Here is a 16,950-nt window from a genome sequence, read left to right on the forward strand (position 1 = left end):
CGTCAGGAAATAAAATCATGAAAATTATTCCCACCGTTGCATGTTGTTCCGTTCTCCTGCTTCCTGCTGCTGCGATCGCCGCAGACAGTAGCGCAAGCGCGACGATGCACGTATCACTTGAGGTCGTAAAGTCGTGCACCCTCAAAGCCAACGACCTCAACTTCTCGCGTCACGGCTCCGATGAGTCGAGCGAAATCCAGGCCAAAACGCAGGTCGATATCGTCTGTACCAACGGCACGCCTTTCACCCTCACCGCCACCAGCAACGACGGCGAAAACGGAACCTTCTGGCTGAAACCGGAAAACGGCGAAACGGGCGCACAGAAGATTGCGTGGAAACTCTTTGCCGACGAAGGCAAACAGACGCAAATCACCGGCACGAATGGCCTGGACGATACCGGCAACGGTGTGGAACAGGAGGAAACGCTGTATGGCGTCATTGAAGCCGGGGCGCTGACAACCGCCCAGGCAGGTACCTACAGCGACGATATCACGTTAAAACTGGAGTACTGATCGTGCGTCGCTACCTTCCCTGCTTCATTCTGTGGCTCATGATGCTGGCGCTGCTGTCACGCTACGCGCTGGCCGCCACGCTTCAGGTGGCCCCGGTAACGCTCGATCTGCAGAGCGACCAGCGGGCAGCGGCGGTCTATCTCACTAACAGTGGGAAAGCGGCCATCCATGCGCAGATTCGGGTGTACGAATGGACGCAAAAAAACGGTAAAGATGTTCTGGTGAACACCGGGGAGGTGGTCACCAGCCCGGCGATGACATCACTGGCGCCGGGCCAGCAGCAGCTGGTGCGCATTATCGTCATGCAGCCTGGCAACCGTGCACAGGAGCAAAGTTACCGGCTGATCATCGACGAACTGCCGGACGCCACGTCCCGCGCCGCCAATCCCACCGCGGTGCACTTCCTGCTGCGCTACTCGATTCCGGTGTTCATTGCCGGGAACCAGAGCGCGCCCGTCAGCCACGATGCCCTGAGCTGTGAGCAGGCAGACATACCGGCCACTCTCCGCTGCTTTAACGCCGGAAACCGCCATATCCGCCTGAGCCACCTTGAGGCCCTGACGGCCGATGGGCAGGTTGTAGGGTCGATTAAAGGCCTGGCGGGCTATGTGCTCCCGGGACAAATCGCCCTTTTATCGCTCAAGCAGCCCACACGTCACGCGCTCAGCTCGCTGCGCGTCTATCTCAATGATGACCATCATGCCAGCCAGATACCCCTGCGCCCGTTCGCTTCTCGCGCTCCTGTTTTGGCTACCGCTCATGCTGTCAGCCCGGACTGAACCCGCCGACACCGTACAATGGCTGGCCATTACCGTGAACCACGCCCCGCGAGGCGAGCTGTGGGCCTGCCGGGTGGTGGATAATGCGCTATGGATAAGCCGCAGCGACATGAAAAAGCTGGGGCTTCACGCCCCGGACGATCGCGCAGAGTGGGTTGAGCTAACCTCCCTGCCGGGCCTGAAGGTCAATCTCGACGTGCTGTCCCAGCAGGTGTCGATTACCGCAGAAGCAGACGCGCTCGAGGGCCAGCAGCATCTGACCGTCTCAAGGCCCACGCCGATGTACCGCTATCCTGATGCGCAGCCCGTCAGCGCGTATACGCTCGGATACGCGCTCTACGCCAGCGATGCGCAGGGGAAGCGCCAGCTTAACGCCCAGACCATGTTGACCGCGTCCGGAGGGCTACCCGGAACGTTCAGCAGTAGTTTTTCAAGCCATGCGGGGGAGGAAAACAGCGCCGGTCGGCCTACCCACACCCGCCTCGAAACCCGCTGGCAGTGGGACAACACCGACTCGCTGACCACGCTGGCGCTGGGCGACAGCATCACCACCGGCACCCGCTGGAGCCGGCAGGTACGCTTTGGCGGACTGCACTGGGCACGTAATTTTGAGCTCAATCCGCAACTTAATACTGAACCGCGCAGCCGCTACAGCGACACGGCCGTACTGCCTTCCACGGTCGATTTGTATATCGACGGCCTTAAGCAGAGCAGCCAGCGCGTCACGCCGGGAGACTTTCTGCTGGATACCCTTCCCTCCTTCACCGGAAGCGGGCAGGCGGAGGTGGTCATTACCGATATCAACGGCCAGCGTCGCACCGTACAGCTCGATCTCTACGGCGCGCCGGGCATGCTGGCGGAAGGGCTCAGCAGCGGTTCGCTGGACATCGGCTGGATGCGGGAAAACTACGCCCTGCACTCCGACGACTATGCCGCCTCGCCGCTGCTGGACGCGGGCTGGCGCTATGGAGTGAATAATCACCTGACGCTGGCACTGCATACGGAGCAGCAGCGCAGGCTGCACAACGTGGGCACGGGCGCTGACTGGCTGGTCTCCCCCGCCGTAGGGGTGGTCAGCCAGCACGTTGCCGTGAGCGACAGCCCTTACGGGCAGGGCGTTCAGTGGGGCCTCGGCTGGCAGTGGAACGGCAGAGGAACAGGCATTTCTGCCAGCACCGTCCGTACCGGGGCGGATTTCGCCGACAACGCCCGCATGAGCGGTGCCGCGCCTGTCAGGCGCAGCGACAGCGTGTGGGTAAGCCAGTCCATCCCCCATTTCGGTACCGTGGGCGCGGGCTGGGTACAGCAGAACATTCAGGGCAGCACAGAGCGCTACCTCAACGCCTCCTGGTCGGTGTCGCTACCGGCACACATCTCCACCACGCTGAGCTATACCCGCTCGTTTACGGACGCGTCGAGCCAGGTTCAGCTACTGCTTTCCGTCCCATTGGGTCGCGAGGACACGCTCTCCGCTCAGGCCAGCCGGGATACGCCGCGCATGGATTACCGCCACCAGCCGGACGATGAGGCCGGCGGCTGGTCATGGGAGCTGGGCCAGGGCTTTGGCGAACGACGTGAAAGATATGCGGACGTAGGCTATCTGGGCCGAGCGGGCGAATGGCACGTTGGGCTGCAGCAGGGTGCCAGCCAGGGCAACCAGTACGCCTCAGCCGAAGGTAGCCTGACGCTGCTGGACGGCAGCCTGCACGCGCTGCGCTACATCCAGCAGGGTATGGCGCTGGTGTCCACGCACGGTATTGGGCACGTACCGGTGATGCTGGAAAACCGCCCGGCCGGTGAAACGGATGAGGACGGTTATCTTCTGCTGACCGACCTGCCGCGCTACCACAACAGCAAAGTCAGCATTAACCCGCTCGATCTGCCCGCCGATGTGATCGCCCCCGTCACCGACATGCATGCCAGACCGGGCAACAGCAGCGCGGTCAAAGTCGATTTTAACGTCCATCATGCCGTCACGGTTCAGGCCCGGCTGGTCGACAGCCGCCGCAGGCCGCTCCCGCTGGGCAGCGTCGTGTCAACGCCGCAGGGTGCCACCATCGTGGGACGCGATGGCTTTATCTGGCTTGAAGATCCGCCCCTGCCGGGTGAACTGGTGGTGAAAACCGGTGAGGAAGAGTGCCGGGTCACGCTTCCGGCGCCGCGCACCGGGTCATCTATACAGAACATCGGAGAACAACTGTGTCATTAAGAGCACCGTTATTATTGCTGCTCGTCCTGTCCGTGAAGGCGATGGCGGCAGCCTGCTGGATAACCTCCATGCCCGCCATTAACTTTGGCAACGTCGTGGCGGGCAATACCACCTCCGTCAACACCGAGGTCAAATTTAGCTGCCAGGCCGACAACGAGGGCAGGACGGAATATCTCAACGTCTGCCTGAGCAGCGTAGACGCCCCGCCCTTTGAGATGATCTCGCCGGGGGACCAGGAGGGAAAACAGTACACCCTCCTCTTCCGCCTGCTGAACGGCGCAGCGCACTCTCAGGAGCTGGGGCCTGCCAGCAGCGGGAACCTGATTCAGCAGATTATGGCCGCGCAAAGCAATGCCAACGTCAGCGGTACCTTTCCGCTTATCGCTACCATTCCGGCAGGGCAAAGCCAGCTTCCGGCCTACCACTATTACAACTACAACATGAATCTGCGTATCGCCTGGCACAGCGCCCTGCGTCAGGATGCCCTGCAAAACTGCTCGGACGGTTCCGCAGAGGGGGAGCAGGTGCAGGGCGGCACCAGCGCGCAGGCCGAAATCAGCCAGGGATGCTACATCGAGCGCGTGACGCCCCTTAACTTCGGCACCCTGACCAGCACCGCGACCCTGCGTCCGACGCGTTCCACCGCCACCCTCACCACGCGCTGTCCGGCCGGAACCGCGTTCACCCTTGCCATGGGCAAAGGCAACCATGCCAGCGGTAACCAGCGGCAACTCTGCAACAGCGAGGGCCAGTGCCTGCGCTACGGGCTCTGGCAGGATGAGGCGGCCACGCAACGCTGGGGAGATCAAAGCAGCGGCGATGCGCTGCAGGTCACTAATCCCGCTGGCGGCATCCAGAACTACACCGTTTATGGCGAGGTCCCGGCACAGCCGCTAACCGGTACCGGGGAATTTATTGATGACGTGATTATCACGCTGACTTATTAAACCACCCAAAATCCTGTCTGGATCAATGTTATCGGTAACAATGGCGTTAAAATAGCCAGCAATGCAGCCCGGAAGGCGTAGACCTTCTCTTTTTATTTTTTATCTCTGTTTTTATTACAACAACTTATGAAATACCTGCTTGCTGACGCCATCGTCTATAACGACGAGGACGGTTCTGTTTCTCTTATCAATGCGCCGGATGAGGATGCGCAGCTCCTCACCTGTACGGCCAATACCATCATGAAGCTGCTGGTTCAGCATCATGGGAACGTGGTTGAACGGGAAACCTTTCTCCAGGAAGTCTGGGATCGGCGAGGGCTCCAGGGATCTAACAACTCCTTAAACCAGTACATCAGCATTCTGCGCAAGATGCTGGCGGCCCTGCTTCCCGACGCGCTGCTTATCGTTACCGTACCGAAAACGGGCTTTATGCTCAGCGCGGACGTCACGGTCACTCCGCTGGAGGAGGCTCCGCCGAACGCCGAAACGGCAAAACCTGCATGGCGCGTTCGCCCGGAATGGCTGTTCTGCGGCGCGCTCACGCTGGTCGTCGTTGCGCTATGCCTCTGGATCGCGCTGATCAAGCCAGAAAATTCACAGCGGGAGATCCATCTGCTGACGCATATCGGCACCTGCCCGGTCTACACCTTTACGCCGCTGGCGGACGTGTTTCACGGGAAGGCGATTACGCTGGCGCAAACGCTTCAGAAGGACGGCCATCTTCCGTGCCTGAAAAATTCAATTTTCTACATGCACATTCAGAGAACGCTTTTCTACGGCCACGAAGGGCGGCTGGTGCTCTCCCAATGTTCCCTCACGCGGGGTAAAGCCAGCGCCTGTCGTACGCTTTACTATTACGAGTGGTGATATGAGACACAAAAAAGTTTGGCTAATCCTGTTCCTCAACCTGCTGCTGCTGGGCGCCGTGACGGCGTGGTACTTTCACACGCCCCCGCTGTCGGTGGCCTGCGATGGAAACCTGACCTTCTCCGACCGGCGCGACAGCCACGATTTCACCTTTGACGGTGAGATCATTATGCGTTTTCATCCCGACAAAACGGGGTATATCACGGTTAACGGCAGCGTAGTGAATGCCCCGCGCAGCTGGGAGGTTTCGCGCCAGGAGATGTTTAAATGGCGTCACGTGGAGGGCGAACTGTATGAGATTGCTATTCAAAAAGTGGAGCGTTTTAGCCATGACGCCATGCCGCCCGGGGTCTTTGAAAAATACGTTGCCGGCCTGACGCTGGGCAATAAAAGGCTCCTGACAATAGAGCGCACGCCGGAAGACGCGCTGGTGATCAGCAATTTCTATTCGCCGGTGCTGATCTGCTCGGAATAAAGTCGACGGGTCAGGCTATACTTGCCGCCATGACCATTCGCATTCGCTCCACCACCCTCAACGACGTTGTCGCCCTGCCCGCCATTGAACGCGCGGCGGGGGAGCGCTTTCGTGAAGACCCGGAACTCGCCTGGCTTGCCGATGGCGAGGTCATTTCCACTGACCAACACCTCGGCTATGTCGAACGCGGGCTAAGCTGGCTGGCGCTGGCAAACGACCAGCCCGTCGGGTTTATCCTCGCCGAAGCCCATCCGTCATCACTGTTTATTGTCGAACTCTCGGTCGATCTGCACTGGCAGGGAAAAGGGATCGGCAGGCAGCTCATCGCCTGCGTGGCAGACTATGCACGTAAAAGGGGGCTGACAGCGCTGACGTTGACGACGTTCAGGAACGTACCGTGGAATGCGCCGTTCTATGCTCGGCTGGGGTTTGAAAAAATGACGACGCTGACGCCTGAACTGCGTCGGAAAAGGGAAGAAGAGACAGCGCACGGCTTCGCGTATGAAACGCGCTGCGTCATGCGCCTGCCTCTGTAATATCGCGCGGTAGCGCTGCGCTTACCGGGCCTACAAAACCCTGAACCGTAGGCCGGGTAAGGCGCAGCCGCCACCCGGCACAACAAACGGCGTTAGAAGGTTTCCCAGTTATCACCTGCATCAGCGGTAACCGCTTTACGCGCCATCGCCGGCGCTGCAACGGTTTTCGCAGAAGCGAATTCGCGCGCTTTCATCTGCTCCTGCTGAATGCGGAATACCGCTACGGCCTGAGTCAGACGGCTCGCCTGCTCTTCCAGTGCGGCCGCCGCTGCGGCAGATTCCTCAACCAGCGAGGCGTTCTGCTGGGTCACGCGATCCATCTCGGCTACCGCCAGACCCACCTGGTCGATACCGCGGCTCTGCTCGTCAGACGCAGAGGCGATTTCACCCATGATGTCCGTGACGCGTGTTACCGCATTCACGATCTCACCCATGGTTTCACCGGCGCTTTCGACAAGCGTTGAGCCTACTTCCACGCGGCCCACGGAGTCTTCGATCAGGCTCTTGATCTCGCGTGCCGCCTGGGCGCTGCGCTGGGCCAGGTTACGCACTTCACCTGCCACCACCGCAAAACCACGGCCCTGCTCGCCCGCACGCGCCGCTTCTACCGCCGCGTTCAGTGCCAGAATGTTGGTCTGGAAGGCAATCCCGTCAATCACGCTGATAATGTCGGCGATTTTCTGCGAACTGCCCGCGATATCGCGCATGGTCTGCACCACGTTGTCCACCACTTTGCCGCCTTTCTGCGCGGTTTCAGAGGCGCTCAGCGCAAGATGGCTTGCCTGACGAGCGTTCTCGGCGTTCTGCTTAACGGTCGCCGTCAGCTGCTCCATGCTGGCAGCGGTCTCTTCCAGGGAAGCGGCCTGCTGTTCAGTACGGGAGGAGAGGTCATTGTTGCCCATCGCGATTTCACTCGCGCCGCTGTAGATCGCATTCGCGCCGTTACGCACGTCTCCAACGGTACGCACCAGTTCGCCCTGCATATGACGCAGCGAGTCGGCCAGTTCACCCATCTCGTTGGTGCCCTGAACCTCAATGCGCTTCACCAGGTCGCCGCTGGCGATATGGCGAATGTTGTCGATCAGACGATTCAGCGGAGAGATCAGCGTCTGCTTGATGTTCAGCCAGACGGCCACGATCACCACCAGCACGGCAATCAGGACGCTAATCAGCACCCAGATAGCCTGGCTGTAGGAGCTGTTGCTGTCTTCGACCGCCGTCTGATACAGCTTGTCGTTCTGCTGCAGGTAGCTCACGTACTGCTTCTCAAAACCGTCCTGATAGCTCTGGGTCGGCTGGTCGAAGAAGGCGTTGATTTTGCCCGCGCCCAGCAGCTGAATCAGCTCCGCCAGCGCGCCGTGGTAAATATCATAGTTACGCTTGATCTCCATGGCATCCGCATCGCTTTGACGCGGATCGCGCGGCAGGGCTTCATAGGCAGCCCAGTTTTTTTCCGCCTGTTTCAGAGACGTCGACGCGATTTGCATCAAATCGTTAACAGTCGCGCCGCTGCCGATATTGCTCTGATCCATCATGTAGCGGATACCCGCACGGTTCAGGGTATTACGGGTTTGCAGCAATGCTACCCAGCTGGCGTTCAGCGTGGATTGTTGCTGGCGAATGGTTTGCAGGACGGTGAAATTCTCTTTGTCATTCTTAAGGGCATTAAAGAAAAGACCACCGGACGTGAGTTGTAAAAGGCCAAATATCGCTAAAACCAGCATTAAGCTGGTGACAATCTTGATACGGTTTAACATGTTTTCTCTTTCCTCAGACAGATACAGAATTTTCGGCCTGGAAAGGGAAAACTTTACGAAAATCATCCTGGAATTTGTGGTTTTTACTCTTCTTCCCGCGCTGCGTTATGCCGGTTTCCGAGTTCAATAAACTCTTCCAGCAGCGCCGTCAGCTGTTTCATCTTCTCCGGCGTGTATTCCGCCTCGATCTGCTGATACGCCTCTTCGACCTGCGCCTGGGCGTGTTCATACAGCGCATTTCCCTCTTTGGTCAGCGATACGTACAGCTTGCGCTGGTCGTTCACCGGCTTTAAGCGCAGCACCAGGCCGTCGCGCTCCATCCGCGTCAGGATGCCGGTCAGGCTCGGGCGCAAAATACAGGTGCGAAACGCCAGATCGTGAAAATCCATCGACGGATGTTCAGCCAGCACGCGCACAATGCGCCACTGCTGCTCGGTCAGGTTATGGCGCTTCACGATTGGGCGGAAATAGGACATCGCCGCTTCCCGCGCCTGCAGCAGCGCGATGGTTAATGAATCATGCATAGTGTCTCCCTTTCACATCATTAACAAGTAAACAATCACTAAAAGATGTTTTTATAAACAACGCGTTTTCCGTCAAAAAGTCTAACAGAAACCCGTCAATTTTATTAACTCTATGATTTAAATATTAATAAAATCCAACATGTAAATTTATTGTTATTCATATCACAAATTTTTCACTTCTGATTGCGAAATAAACAGCAAAAGCATAAAACCAAATCATTAACATATTAATGAAATCCAAACCGGACATCCGGCCTGAGGAGTATGTGAATGAAAGGTACCGTTTTTGCCGTCGCCCTCAACCATCAAAGCCAGCGTGAAGCCTGGCGTGAGGCCTTTGAAAAAGCCCCCTACAACACGCCGCCGAAAACAGCGGTGTGGTTTATCAAACCGCATAACACGGTGATCCGCGCGGGCGAGCCCATTTCGTTCCCGCAGGGGGAAACGGTGCTGAGCGGCGCGACGGTGGCGCTGGTCGTGGGCAAAACCGCCAGCAAGGTGCGCGTGGAGGACGCCGCGGAGTACATCGCCGGATATGCGCTCGCCAACGAGGTGAGCCTGCCGGAAGAGAGCTTCTACCGCCCTGCCATCAAGGCGAAATGCCGTGACGGATTTTGCCCGCTCGGTGAAATGGTCGCCGTTGGTAACGTGGATAACCTGACCATCATCACCGAGATCAACGGCCGCGAAGCGGACCACTGGAACACGGCCGACCTTCAGCGTAACGCAGCCGAACTGCTGAGCGCCCTGAGCGAGTTCGCTACCCTCAATCCCGGCGATGCGATATTGCTCGGTACCCCGCAAAGCCGCGTTGAGATCCGCCCGGGCGATCGGGTGCGTATTCTGGCGGCAGGTTTTCCGCCGCTGGAAAACCCGGTGGTAGATGAACGCGACGTCGCTATTGCGCACAGCACGCCGCCGCACGCCACGCTGTTTGCCCTCGGTCTGAACTATGCCGATCACGCCAGCGAGCTGGACTTCAAGCCGCCCACCGAGCCGCTGGTCTTTATCAAAGCGCCAAACACCTTCAACGGCGACAACCAGACGTCGGTGCGCCCGAACAACGTCGAATACATGCACTATGAAGCGGAGCTGGTGGTGGTCATCGGCAAAACGGCGCGTAAGGTGAGTGAAGCCGAGGCGATGGACTATGTTGCGGGCTATACGGTCTGCAACGACTACGCCATCCGCGACTACCTGGAAAACTACTACCGCCCGAACCTGCGGGTGAAAAGCCGCGACGGACTGACCCCCATTTCCCCAAACGTCGTGCCAAAAGAGGCCATTCCCGACCCGCACAACCTCGCCCTGCGCACCTTCGTTAACGGCGAACTGCGTCAGGAAGGCACCACGGCGGATCTGATTTTCAGCATCCCGTACCTGATCGCCTACCTGAGCGATTTTATGACCCTGCAGCCGGGCGACATGATTGCCACCGGCACGCCGAAAGGGCTATCCGACGTGGCGCCGGGCGATGAGGTAGTGGTGGAAGTGGAGGGCGTAGGACGTCTGGTGAACCGAATTGTGAGTGAGGAGACGGCAAAATGAAAAAGATTAACCACTGGATCAACGGTAAAAACGTCGCGGGCAGCGACTACTTCCACACCACTAACCCGGCCTCCGGCGAGGTCCTGGCAGAAGTGGCCTCCGGCGGCGAAGCCGAAATCCATCAGGCCGTTGCCGCCGCCAAAGAGGCGTTTCCGAAGTGGGCTAATCTGCCGATGAAGGAGCGCGCGCGCCTGATGCGCCGTCTGGGCGATCTGATCGACCAGAACGTGCCCGAGATCGCCGCCATGGAAACCGCCGATACCGGGCTGCCGATCCACCAGACCAAAAACGTGCTGATCCCGCGCGCCTCGCACAACTTCGAATTTTTCGCCGAGGTGTGCCAACAGATGAACGGCAAAACCTACCCGGTCGACGACAAGATGCTCAACTATACCCTGGTGCAGCCGGTGGGCGTCTGCGCGCTGGTGTCGCCGTGGAACGTGCCGTTCATGACCGCCACCTGGAAGGTCGCGCCGTGCCTCGCCTTAGGTAATACCGCAGTGCTGAAGATGTCCGAGCTTTCCCCGCTGACCGCCGACCGTCTGGGCGAACTGGCCCTCGAAGCGGGTATTCCGGCGGGCGTGCTGAACGTCGTTCAGGGCTACGGCGCGACGGCAGGCGACGCGCTGGTGCGTCATCACGACGTGCGCGCGGTCTCCTTCACCGGCGGCACCGCCACCGGGCGCAACATCATGAAAAACGCCGGGCTGAAGAAGTACTCCATGGAGCTGGGCGGCAAATCCCCGGTGCTGATTTTTGAAGACGCCGACATCGAGCGCGCGCTGGACGCCGCCCTGTTCACCATCTTCTCGATCAACGGCGAGCGCTGCACCGCGGGCTCGCGCATCTTTATCCAGCAGAGCATCTACCCGGAATTCGTCAAGCGCTTTGCCGAACGCGCCAACCGCCTGCGCGTGGGCGACCCGACCGATCCGAACACCCAGATTGGCGCGCTGATTAGCCAGCAGCACTGGGAAAAAGTCTCCGGCTACATCCGCCTCGGCATCGAGGAAGGCGCAACCCTGCTGGCGGGCGGCCCGGACAAACCGACCGACCTGCCTGCGCACCTGAAGGGCGGCAATTTCCTGCGCCCGACCGTGCTGGCGGACGTCGACAACCGCATGCGCGTGGCGCAGGAGGAGATCTTCGGGCCGGTGGCCTGCCTGCTGCCGTTTAAAGACGAAGCGGAAGGTCTGCGCCTGGCGAACGACGTGGAGTACGGCCTGGCGTCGTACATCTGGACCCAGGACGTCAGCAAGGTGCTGCGTCTGGCGCGCAGCATTGAAGCGGGCATGGTGTTCGTCAACACCCAGAACGTGCGCGACCTGCGCCAGCCGTTTGGCGGCGTGAAGGCCTCCGGCACCGGCCGCGAGGGCGGTGAGTACAGCTTCGAGGTGTTCGCGGAGATGAAGAACGTCTGCATCTCCATGGGCGACCATCCGATTCCAAAGTGGGGGATCTGAGCATGGGTAAACTAGCGTTAGCGGCGAAAATCACCCACGTACCGTCGATGTATCTCTCCGAGCTGCCGGGCAAAAACCACGGCTGCCGCCAGGGCGCCATCGACGGGCATAAAGAAATTAGCAAGCGCTGCCGGGAGCTGGGCGTCGATACCATTATCGTCTTCGATACCCACTGGCTGGTGAACAGCGCGTACCACATCAACTGTGCGGACCATTTTTCGGGCGTCTACACCAGCAACGAGCTGCCGCACTTTATCCGCGACATGACCTACGACTACGACGGCAATCCGGAACTCGGTCAGCTCATCGCCGACGAGGCGGTGAAGCTTGGCGTGCGCGCCAAAGCGCACAACATTCCAAGCCTGAAGCTGGAGTACGGCACGCTGGTGCCGATGCGCTACATGAACGCGGATAAGCACTTCAGGGTGGTCTCCATCTCGGCGTTTTGCACGGTTCACGACTTCGCCGACAGCCGCAGGCTAGGCGAGGCCATCGTCAGCGCCATCGAAAAATATGACGGCACCGTGGCGGTGCTCGCCAGCGGCTCGCTGTCGCACCGCTTTATCGACGACCAGCGCGCGGAAGAAGGGATGAACAGCTACACCCGGGAGTTCGACCGTCAGATGGACGAGCGCGTGGTGAAGCTGTGGCGTGAGGGTCAGTTTAAAGAATTCTGCAGCATGCTGCCGGAGTACGCCGACTACTGCTACGGCGAGGGCAACATGCACGACACGGTGATGCTGCTGGGGATGCTCGGCTGGGACAAATACGACGGCAAGGTGGAGTTTCTCACCGAGCTGTTCGCCAGCTCCGGCACCGGCCAGGTCAACGCCGTTTTCCCCCTGCCCGCGTAAGGAGCCACCATGCCGCACTTTATTGCTGAATGTACCGACAACATCCGCGAGCAGGCCGACCTGCCGGGGCTGTTCGCCAAAGTGAACGAGGCGCTCGCCGCCACGGGCATCTTCCCGCTCGGCGGTATCCGCAGCCGCGCCCACTGGCTGGACACCTGGCAGATGGCCGACGGCAGGCACGATTACGCCTTTGTCCATATGACGCTGAAGATTGGTTCCGGGCGCAGCCTGGAGAGCCGGGAAGCCGTGGGGGAGATGCTGTTTGGGCTTATCAAAGCGCACTTCGCGGAGCTGATGGCGAGCCGCTACCTGGCGCTGTCGTTTGAGCTTGACGAGCTGCACCCGACCCTTAATTACAAACAGAACAACGTGCACGCGTTGTTTAAGTAATACCGGCACGGCCAGTCCCCTCGCCCCTTTGGGGAGAGGGAGAAAACAAACATAAGACAGGATATCGCCATGCTCGACAAACATACCCATACCCTGATCGCCCATCGTCTGCATCAGGCGGAACTGTCCCGGGAGCAGATCCGCGCGATCTCGCTGGACTATCCGGAGATCACAATTGAAGACGCCTACGCCGTCCAGCGCGAATGGGTCAGCCTGAAAATCGCCGAAGGCCGCGTGCTGAAGGGCCATAAGATCGGCCTGACCTCCAAAGCGATGCAGGCCAGCTCGCAGATCAGCGAGCCGGACTACGGCGCGCTGCTGGACGACATGTTCTTCCACGACGGCAGCGACATTCCCGTCGATCGCTTCATCGTCCCGCGCATTGAAGTGGAGCTGGCCTTCGTGCTGGCAAAACCGCTGCGCGGCCCGAACTGCACTATCTTCGACGTCTACAACGCCACGGACTACGTCATCCCCGCGCTGGAGCTGATCGACGCCCGCTGCCACAACGTCGACCCGGAGACCCAGCGCCCGCGTAAGGTGTTCGACACCATCTCCGATAACGCCGCCAACGCGGGCGTTATCCTCGGCGGCCGTCCGATTAAGCCCGACGAGCTGGACCTGCGCTGGATCTCCGCCCTGCTCTACCGCAACGGCGTGATCGAAGAGACCGGCGTGGCCGCAGGCGTGCTTAACCACCCGGCGAACGGCGTGGCGTGGCTGGCCAACAAGCTTGCGCCGTACGACGTGCAGCTTGAGCCGGGGCAAATCATCCTCGGCGGCTCGTTTACCCGCCCGGTGCCCGCCAGCAGGGGCGATACCTTCCACGTCGACTACGGCAGCATGGGCTCCATCAGCTGCCGCTTTGTCTAGGAGAGCACGATGCAAAACGCATTTAAAGCGGCGCTGAAAGCAGGCCGTCCGCAAATTGGACTATGGCTGGGGCTGACCAGCAGCTACAGCGCCGAGCTGCTGGCCGGGGCAGGCTTCGACTGGCTGCTGATCGACGGCGAGCACGCGCCGAACAGCGTGCAGACCGTCTTAACCCAGCTGCAGGCTATCGCCCCTTATCCCAGCCAGCCGGTGGTCCGCCCGTCGTGGAACGACCCGGTGCAGATCAAACAGCTGCTGGACGTGGGCGCGCAAACCCTGCTGGTGCCGATGGTGCAAAACGCCGACGAAGCGCGGCTGGCGGTACGTGCCACCCGCTACCCGCCTGCAGGCATTCGCGGGGTGGGCAGCGCACTGGCGCGCGCGTCGCGCTGGAACCGCATTCCCGATTACCTGCAGCAGGCCAACGACGCCATGTGCGTGCTGGTGCAGATTGAAACCCGCGAGGCGCTGAAAAACCTGCCGCAGATCCTGGACGTGGAAGGCGTCGACGGCGTGTTTATCGGCCCGGCGGATCTGAGCGCCGACATGGGCTTTGCCGGCAATCCGCAGCACCCGGAGGTGCAGGCCGCCATCGAGCAGGCGATCGCACAGATACGCGCTGCCGGTAAAGCACCCGGCATCCTGATGGCGAACGAGCAGCTGGCAAAACGCTATCTTGAACTCGGCGCGCTGTTTGTTGCCGTCGGCGTCGACACCACTCTGCTCGCCCGCGGCGCGGAAGCGCTGGCGGCACGTTTTATCGAAAAACCGGTTACGTCAGTTAATAACAATAAATCCGTCTACTAAACGTAAGATCTGGAGCGCACCATGACGACCTCTACCCTGCAAACCCATGATAATAAAGCTGTTGAACATCGCGTCATTCACAAGCTGTTCCGTCGCCTGATCGTTTTTCTTTTTATCCTGTTTGTCTTCTCGTTTCTCGATCGCATCAACATCGGCTTCGCCGGGCTGACGATGGGTAAAGATCTTGGCCTCACGTCAACCATGTTTGGCCTGGCCGCGACGCTGTTTTACGTCACCTACGTGCTGTGCGGCATTCCGAGCAACATCATGCTGGCGAAGATCGGCGCACGCCGCTGGATCGCCGGGATCATGGTGGTGTGGGGAGTTGCCTCTACCTGCACCATGTTCGCCACCAGCCCCGAAACCCTCTACGTACTGCGCATGCTGGTGGGCATTGCCGAAGCCGGTTTCCTGCCGGGTATTCTGGTCTACCTCACCTGGTGGTTCCCGGCCTATCACCGCGCCCGCGCCAACGCGCTGTTTATGATTGCCATGCCGGTCACCATGATGCTCGGCTCGATCCTCTCCGGCTACATTCTGGCGATGGACGGACTGTGGAACCTCAAGGGCTGGCAGTGGCTATTCCTGCTGGAAGGGCTGCCGTCGGTGGTGCTCGGCGTAGTGACCTGGTTTTACCTCAACGACACGCTGGACCAGGCCACCTGGCTGGATGAGGACGAAAAGGAGGCGCTCAAAACGATGATCGCCCGCGAGCAGGAGGTCGCGATTGCCCAATCCGTCACGCCGCGTTCCACGCTGCGCGAGGTGCTCACGCCCGCCGTGCTGCTCTACACGCTGGCCTACTTCTGCCTGACCAATACGCTGAGTGCAATCAACATCTGGACGCCGCAGATCCTGCAAAGCTTTAACACGGGAAGCAGCAACATCGTCATCGGTCTGCTGGCGGCGATCCCGCAGTTCTGCACCATCCTCGGGATGATCTGGTGGAGCCGCCGTTCCGACAGGCTGAAAGAGCGAAAAAAGCACACCATCCTGCCGTACCTGTTCGCCGCGGCGGGATGGATGCTGGCCTCCGCGACGGATCACAGCCTGATCCAGCTGCTTGGCATCATCATGGCCTCAACCGGATCGTTTACCGCCATGGCGATATTCTGGACCACGCCGGATCGGGTTATTAGCCTGCAGTCCCGCGCGGTGGCGCTGGCGGTGATCAACGCCATCGGCAACGTCGGCTCCGCCGTCAGCCCGCTGCTGATTGGGATCCTGCGCGACGCGACCGGCAGCTTCAGCTCGGGGCTGTGGTTTGTGGCCGGGCTGCTGGTGGTCGGCGCGCTGGTGCTGACGCGCATTCCGATGACGCAGCGGGATCAACAGAGGAACGATCGTGTGCCAGAACCCTATCGCCAACATTGATATCAGCAAGGAGTACGACGAAAGTCTGGGCACCGACGATGTGCACTACCAGTCGTTCGCGCGCATGGCGGCCTTTTTTGGCCGCGACATGCAGGCGCACCGTCACGACCAGTATTTTCAGATGCACTTTCTCGATACCGGACAGATTGAGCTCCAGCTCGACGATCATCGCTACTCGGTGCAGGCCCCGCTGTTCGTCCTCACGCCGCCGTCGGTGCCGCACGCGTTTATCACCGAATCCGACAGCGACGGTCACGTGCTGACGGTGCGCGAGGATCTGATCTGGCCGCTGCTGGAGGTGCTCTACCCCGGCACGCGGGAGGCGTTTGGCCTGCCGGGGATCTGCCTCTCGCTGGCGGATAAGCCGGACGAGCTGGCGGCGCTGAAGCACTACTGGCAGCTGATCGCCCGCGAATCCACGGAACAGCTGCCCGGGCGCGAGCATACTCTGGTCCTGCTGGCGCAGGCGGTGTTTACCCTGCTGCTGCGCAACGCGAAGCTCGACGACCACGCCTCAGGCGGCATGCGCGGCGAGCTGAAGCTGTTCCAGCGCTTTACCCAGCTGATCGACACCCACTACCACCAGCACTGGACGGTGCCGGAATACGCCAGCGAGCTGCACCTGACCGAATCCCGCCTGACCGATATCTGCCGCCGCTTCGCCAACCGCCCGCCAAAACGCCTGATCTTCGACCGCCAGCTGCGGGAGGCCAGACGCCTGCTGCTCTTCTCCGACAGCACGGTCAGCGAGATTGCCTGGCAGCTGGGGTTCAAAGATCCGGCCTATTTCGCCCGCTTTTTTAACCGCTTAGTGGGATGCTCGCCCAGCGCGTATCGGGCGCAGAAAGTACCGGTTTCCTGAACGCATCACGGTTCGTAGGGCGGGTAAGCGCAGCGCCACCCGCCGAAAGGCCGCACAGATCACAAAACCACATCCCACCCGAAAAGTACCCGTCGTTGTCCCAATCGTCCCTTCACGTTACGCCCCTCTCAGGCTTCAATTAAACAACAAAAACAAAACATAAATTTAACAAC

The 16,950-nt window shown here is 60.1% G+C and carries 17 protein-coding genes; 15 read left to right on the forward strand and 2 right to left on the reverse strand.

Annotated features, from left to right (window positions below):
* Positions 1-17: 17 nt before the first annotated feature.
* The 7 genes from LRM19_RS11700 (at position 18) to LRM19_RS11730 (ending at position 6,325) form a co-directional block, all read left to right on the forward strand.
* Positions 18-512, forward strand: a complete 495-nt coding sequence (locus LRM19_RS11700; protein WP_143344621.1) for a Csu type fimbrial protein — start codon at positions 18-20, stop codon at positions 510-512.
* 2 nt (positions 513-514) lie between these two features.
* Positions 515-1,291, forward strand: coding sequence for a fimbrial biogenesis chaperone (locus LRM19_RS11705; protein WP_271368918.1), 777 nt, complete (start codon positions 515-517; stop codon positions 1,289-1,291).
* Positions 1,212-3,500 (forward strand): fimbria/pilus outer membrane usher protein, encoded by a 2,289-nt coding sequence (locus LRM19_RS11710; protein ID WP_244599402.1) that lies wholly within the window; start codon positions 1,212-1,214, stop codon positions 3,498-3,500. Before LRM19_RS11705 ends, LRM19_RS11710 begins: the two co-directional genes overlap by 80 nt.
* A complete protein-coding gene (locus LRM19_RS11715; protein ID WP_271368920.1) occupies positions 3,491-4,447 on the forward strand; it encodes a Csu type fimbrial protein in 957 nt (318 codons plus the stop codon). Before LRM19_RS11710 ends, LRM19_RS11715 begins: the two co-directional genes overlap by 10 nt.
* Before the next feature lie 126 nt (positions 4,448-4,573).
* Complete coding sequence (locus tag LRM19_RS11720; protein WP_136195646.1) at positions 4,574-5,314, forward strand: winged helix-turn-helix domain-containing protein; 741 nt, start codon at positions 4,574-4,576, stop codon at positions 5,312-5,314.
* A gap of 1 nt (position 5,315) precedes the next feature.
* The gene (locus LRM19_RS11725; protein ID WP_023615762.1) at positions 5,316-5,789 is read left to right on the forward strand and encodes a hypothetical protein; all 474 of its coding nucleotides are present in this window, start codon (positions 5,316-5,318) and stop codon (positions 5,787-5,789) included.
* Between the two features lie 29 nt (positions 5,790-5,818).
* Positions 5,819-6,325, forward strand: a complete 507-nt coding sequence (locus LRM19_RS11730; protein ID WP_271368922.1) for a GNAT family N-acetyltransferase — start codon at positions 5,819-5,821, stop codon at positions 6,323-6,325.
* Positions 6,326-6,417: 92 nt separating this feature from the next.
* Here LRM19_RS11730 and tsr read toward each other — a convergent pair whose 3' ends face one another.
* Together tsr and hpaR are read right to left on the reverse strand one after the other, a co-directional pair.
* Positions 6,418-8,082, reverse strand: a complete 1,665-nt coding sequence (gene tsr / locus LRM19_RS11735) for a methyl-accepting chemotaxis protein (protein WP_149367760.1) — start codon at positions 8,080-8,082, stop codon at positions 6,418-6,420.
* A gap of 83 nt (positions 8,083-8,165) precedes the next feature.
* On the reverse strand, positions 8,166-8,606 hold the full coding sequence (hpaR, locus tag LRM19_RS11740; RefSeq protein WP_023334396.1) for a homoprotocatechuate degradation operon regulator HpaR: 441 nt from the start codon (positions 8,604-8,606) through the stop codon (positions 8,166-8,168).
* Between the two features lie 270 nt (positions 8,607-8,876).
* On the opposite strand from hpaR, the gene hpaG reads away from it, so the two are divergent.
* The 8 genes from hpaG (at position 8,877) to hpaA (ending at position 16,777) form a co-directional block, all read left to right on the forward strand.
* The gene (gene hpaG, locus LRM19_RS11745) at positions 8,877-10,154 is read left to right on the forward strand and encodes a 4-hydroxyphenylacetate degradation bifunctional isomerase/decarboxylase (RefSeq protein ID WP_271368924.1); all 1,278 of its coding nucleotides are present in this window, start codon (positions 8,877-8,879) and stop codon (positions 10,152-10,154) included.
* Positions 10,151-11,617 (forward strand): 5-carboxymethyl-2-hydroxymuconate semialdehyde dehydrogenase, encoded by a 1,467-nt coding sequence (hpaE, locus tag LRM19_RS11750; RefSeq protein ID WP_008502108.1) that lies wholly within the window; start codon positions 10,151-10,153, stop codon positions 11,615-11,617. Before hpaG ends, hpaE begins: the two co-directional genes overlap by 4 nt.
* Before the next feature lie 2 nt (positions 11,618-11,619).
* A complete protein-coding gene (hpaD, locus tag LRM19_RS11755) occupies positions 11,620-12,471 on the forward strand; it encodes a 3,4-dihydroxyphenylacetate 2,3-dioxygenase (RefSeq protein WP_133293729.1) in 852 nt (283 codons plus the stop codon).
* 9 nt (positions 12,472-12,480) lie between these two features.
* A complete protein-coding gene (locus LRM19_RS11760; RefSeq protein ID WP_271368925.1) occupies positions 12,481-12,861 on the forward strand; it encodes a 5-carboxymethyl-2-hydroxymuconate Delta-isomerase in 381 nt (126 codons plus the stop codon).
* Positions 12,862-12,930: 69 nt separating this feature from the next.
* Positions 12,931-13,734 (forward strand): 2-oxo-hept-4-ene-1,7-dioate hydratase, encoded by an 804-nt coding sequence (gene hpaH, locus LRM19_RS11765; RefSeq protein ID WP_223581144.1) that lies wholly within the window; start codon positions 12,931-12,933, stop codon positions 13,732-13,734.
* 9 nt (positions 13,735-13,743) lie between these two features.
* The gene (gene hpaI / locus LRM19_RS11770; protein ID WP_271368926.1) at positions 13,744-14,541 is read left to right on the forward strand and encodes a 4-hydroxy-2-oxoheptanedioate aldolase; all 798 of its coding nucleotides are present in this window, start codon (positions 13,744-13,746) and stop codon (positions 14,539-14,541) included.
* 21 nt (positions 14,542-14,562) lie between these two features.
* Positions 14,563-15,915, forward strand: coding sequence for a 4-hydroxyphenylacetate permease (gene hpaX, locus LRM19_RS11775; protein WP_271368927.1), 1,353 nt, complete (start codon positions 14,563-14,565; stop codon positions 15,913-15,915).
* Positions 15,887-16,777, forward strand: a complete 891-nt coding sequence (gene hpaA / locus LRM19_RS11780; protein ID WP_048028628.1) for a 4-hydroxyphenylacetate catabolism regulatory protein HpaA — start codon at positions 15,887-15,889, stop codon at positions 16,775-16,777. Before hpaX ends, hpaA begins: the two co-directional genes overlap by 29 nt.
* The last annotated feature ends 173 nt before the right edge of the window (positions 16,778-16,950 follow it).

The sequence above is a fragment of the Enterobacter sp. PI-10 genome, assembly GCF_027947695.1.
In the GTDB taxonomy this organism is placed as follows: domain Bacteria; phylum Pseudomonadota; class Gammaproteobacteria; order Enterobacterales; family Enterobacteriaceae; genus Enterobacter; species Enterobacter vonholyi.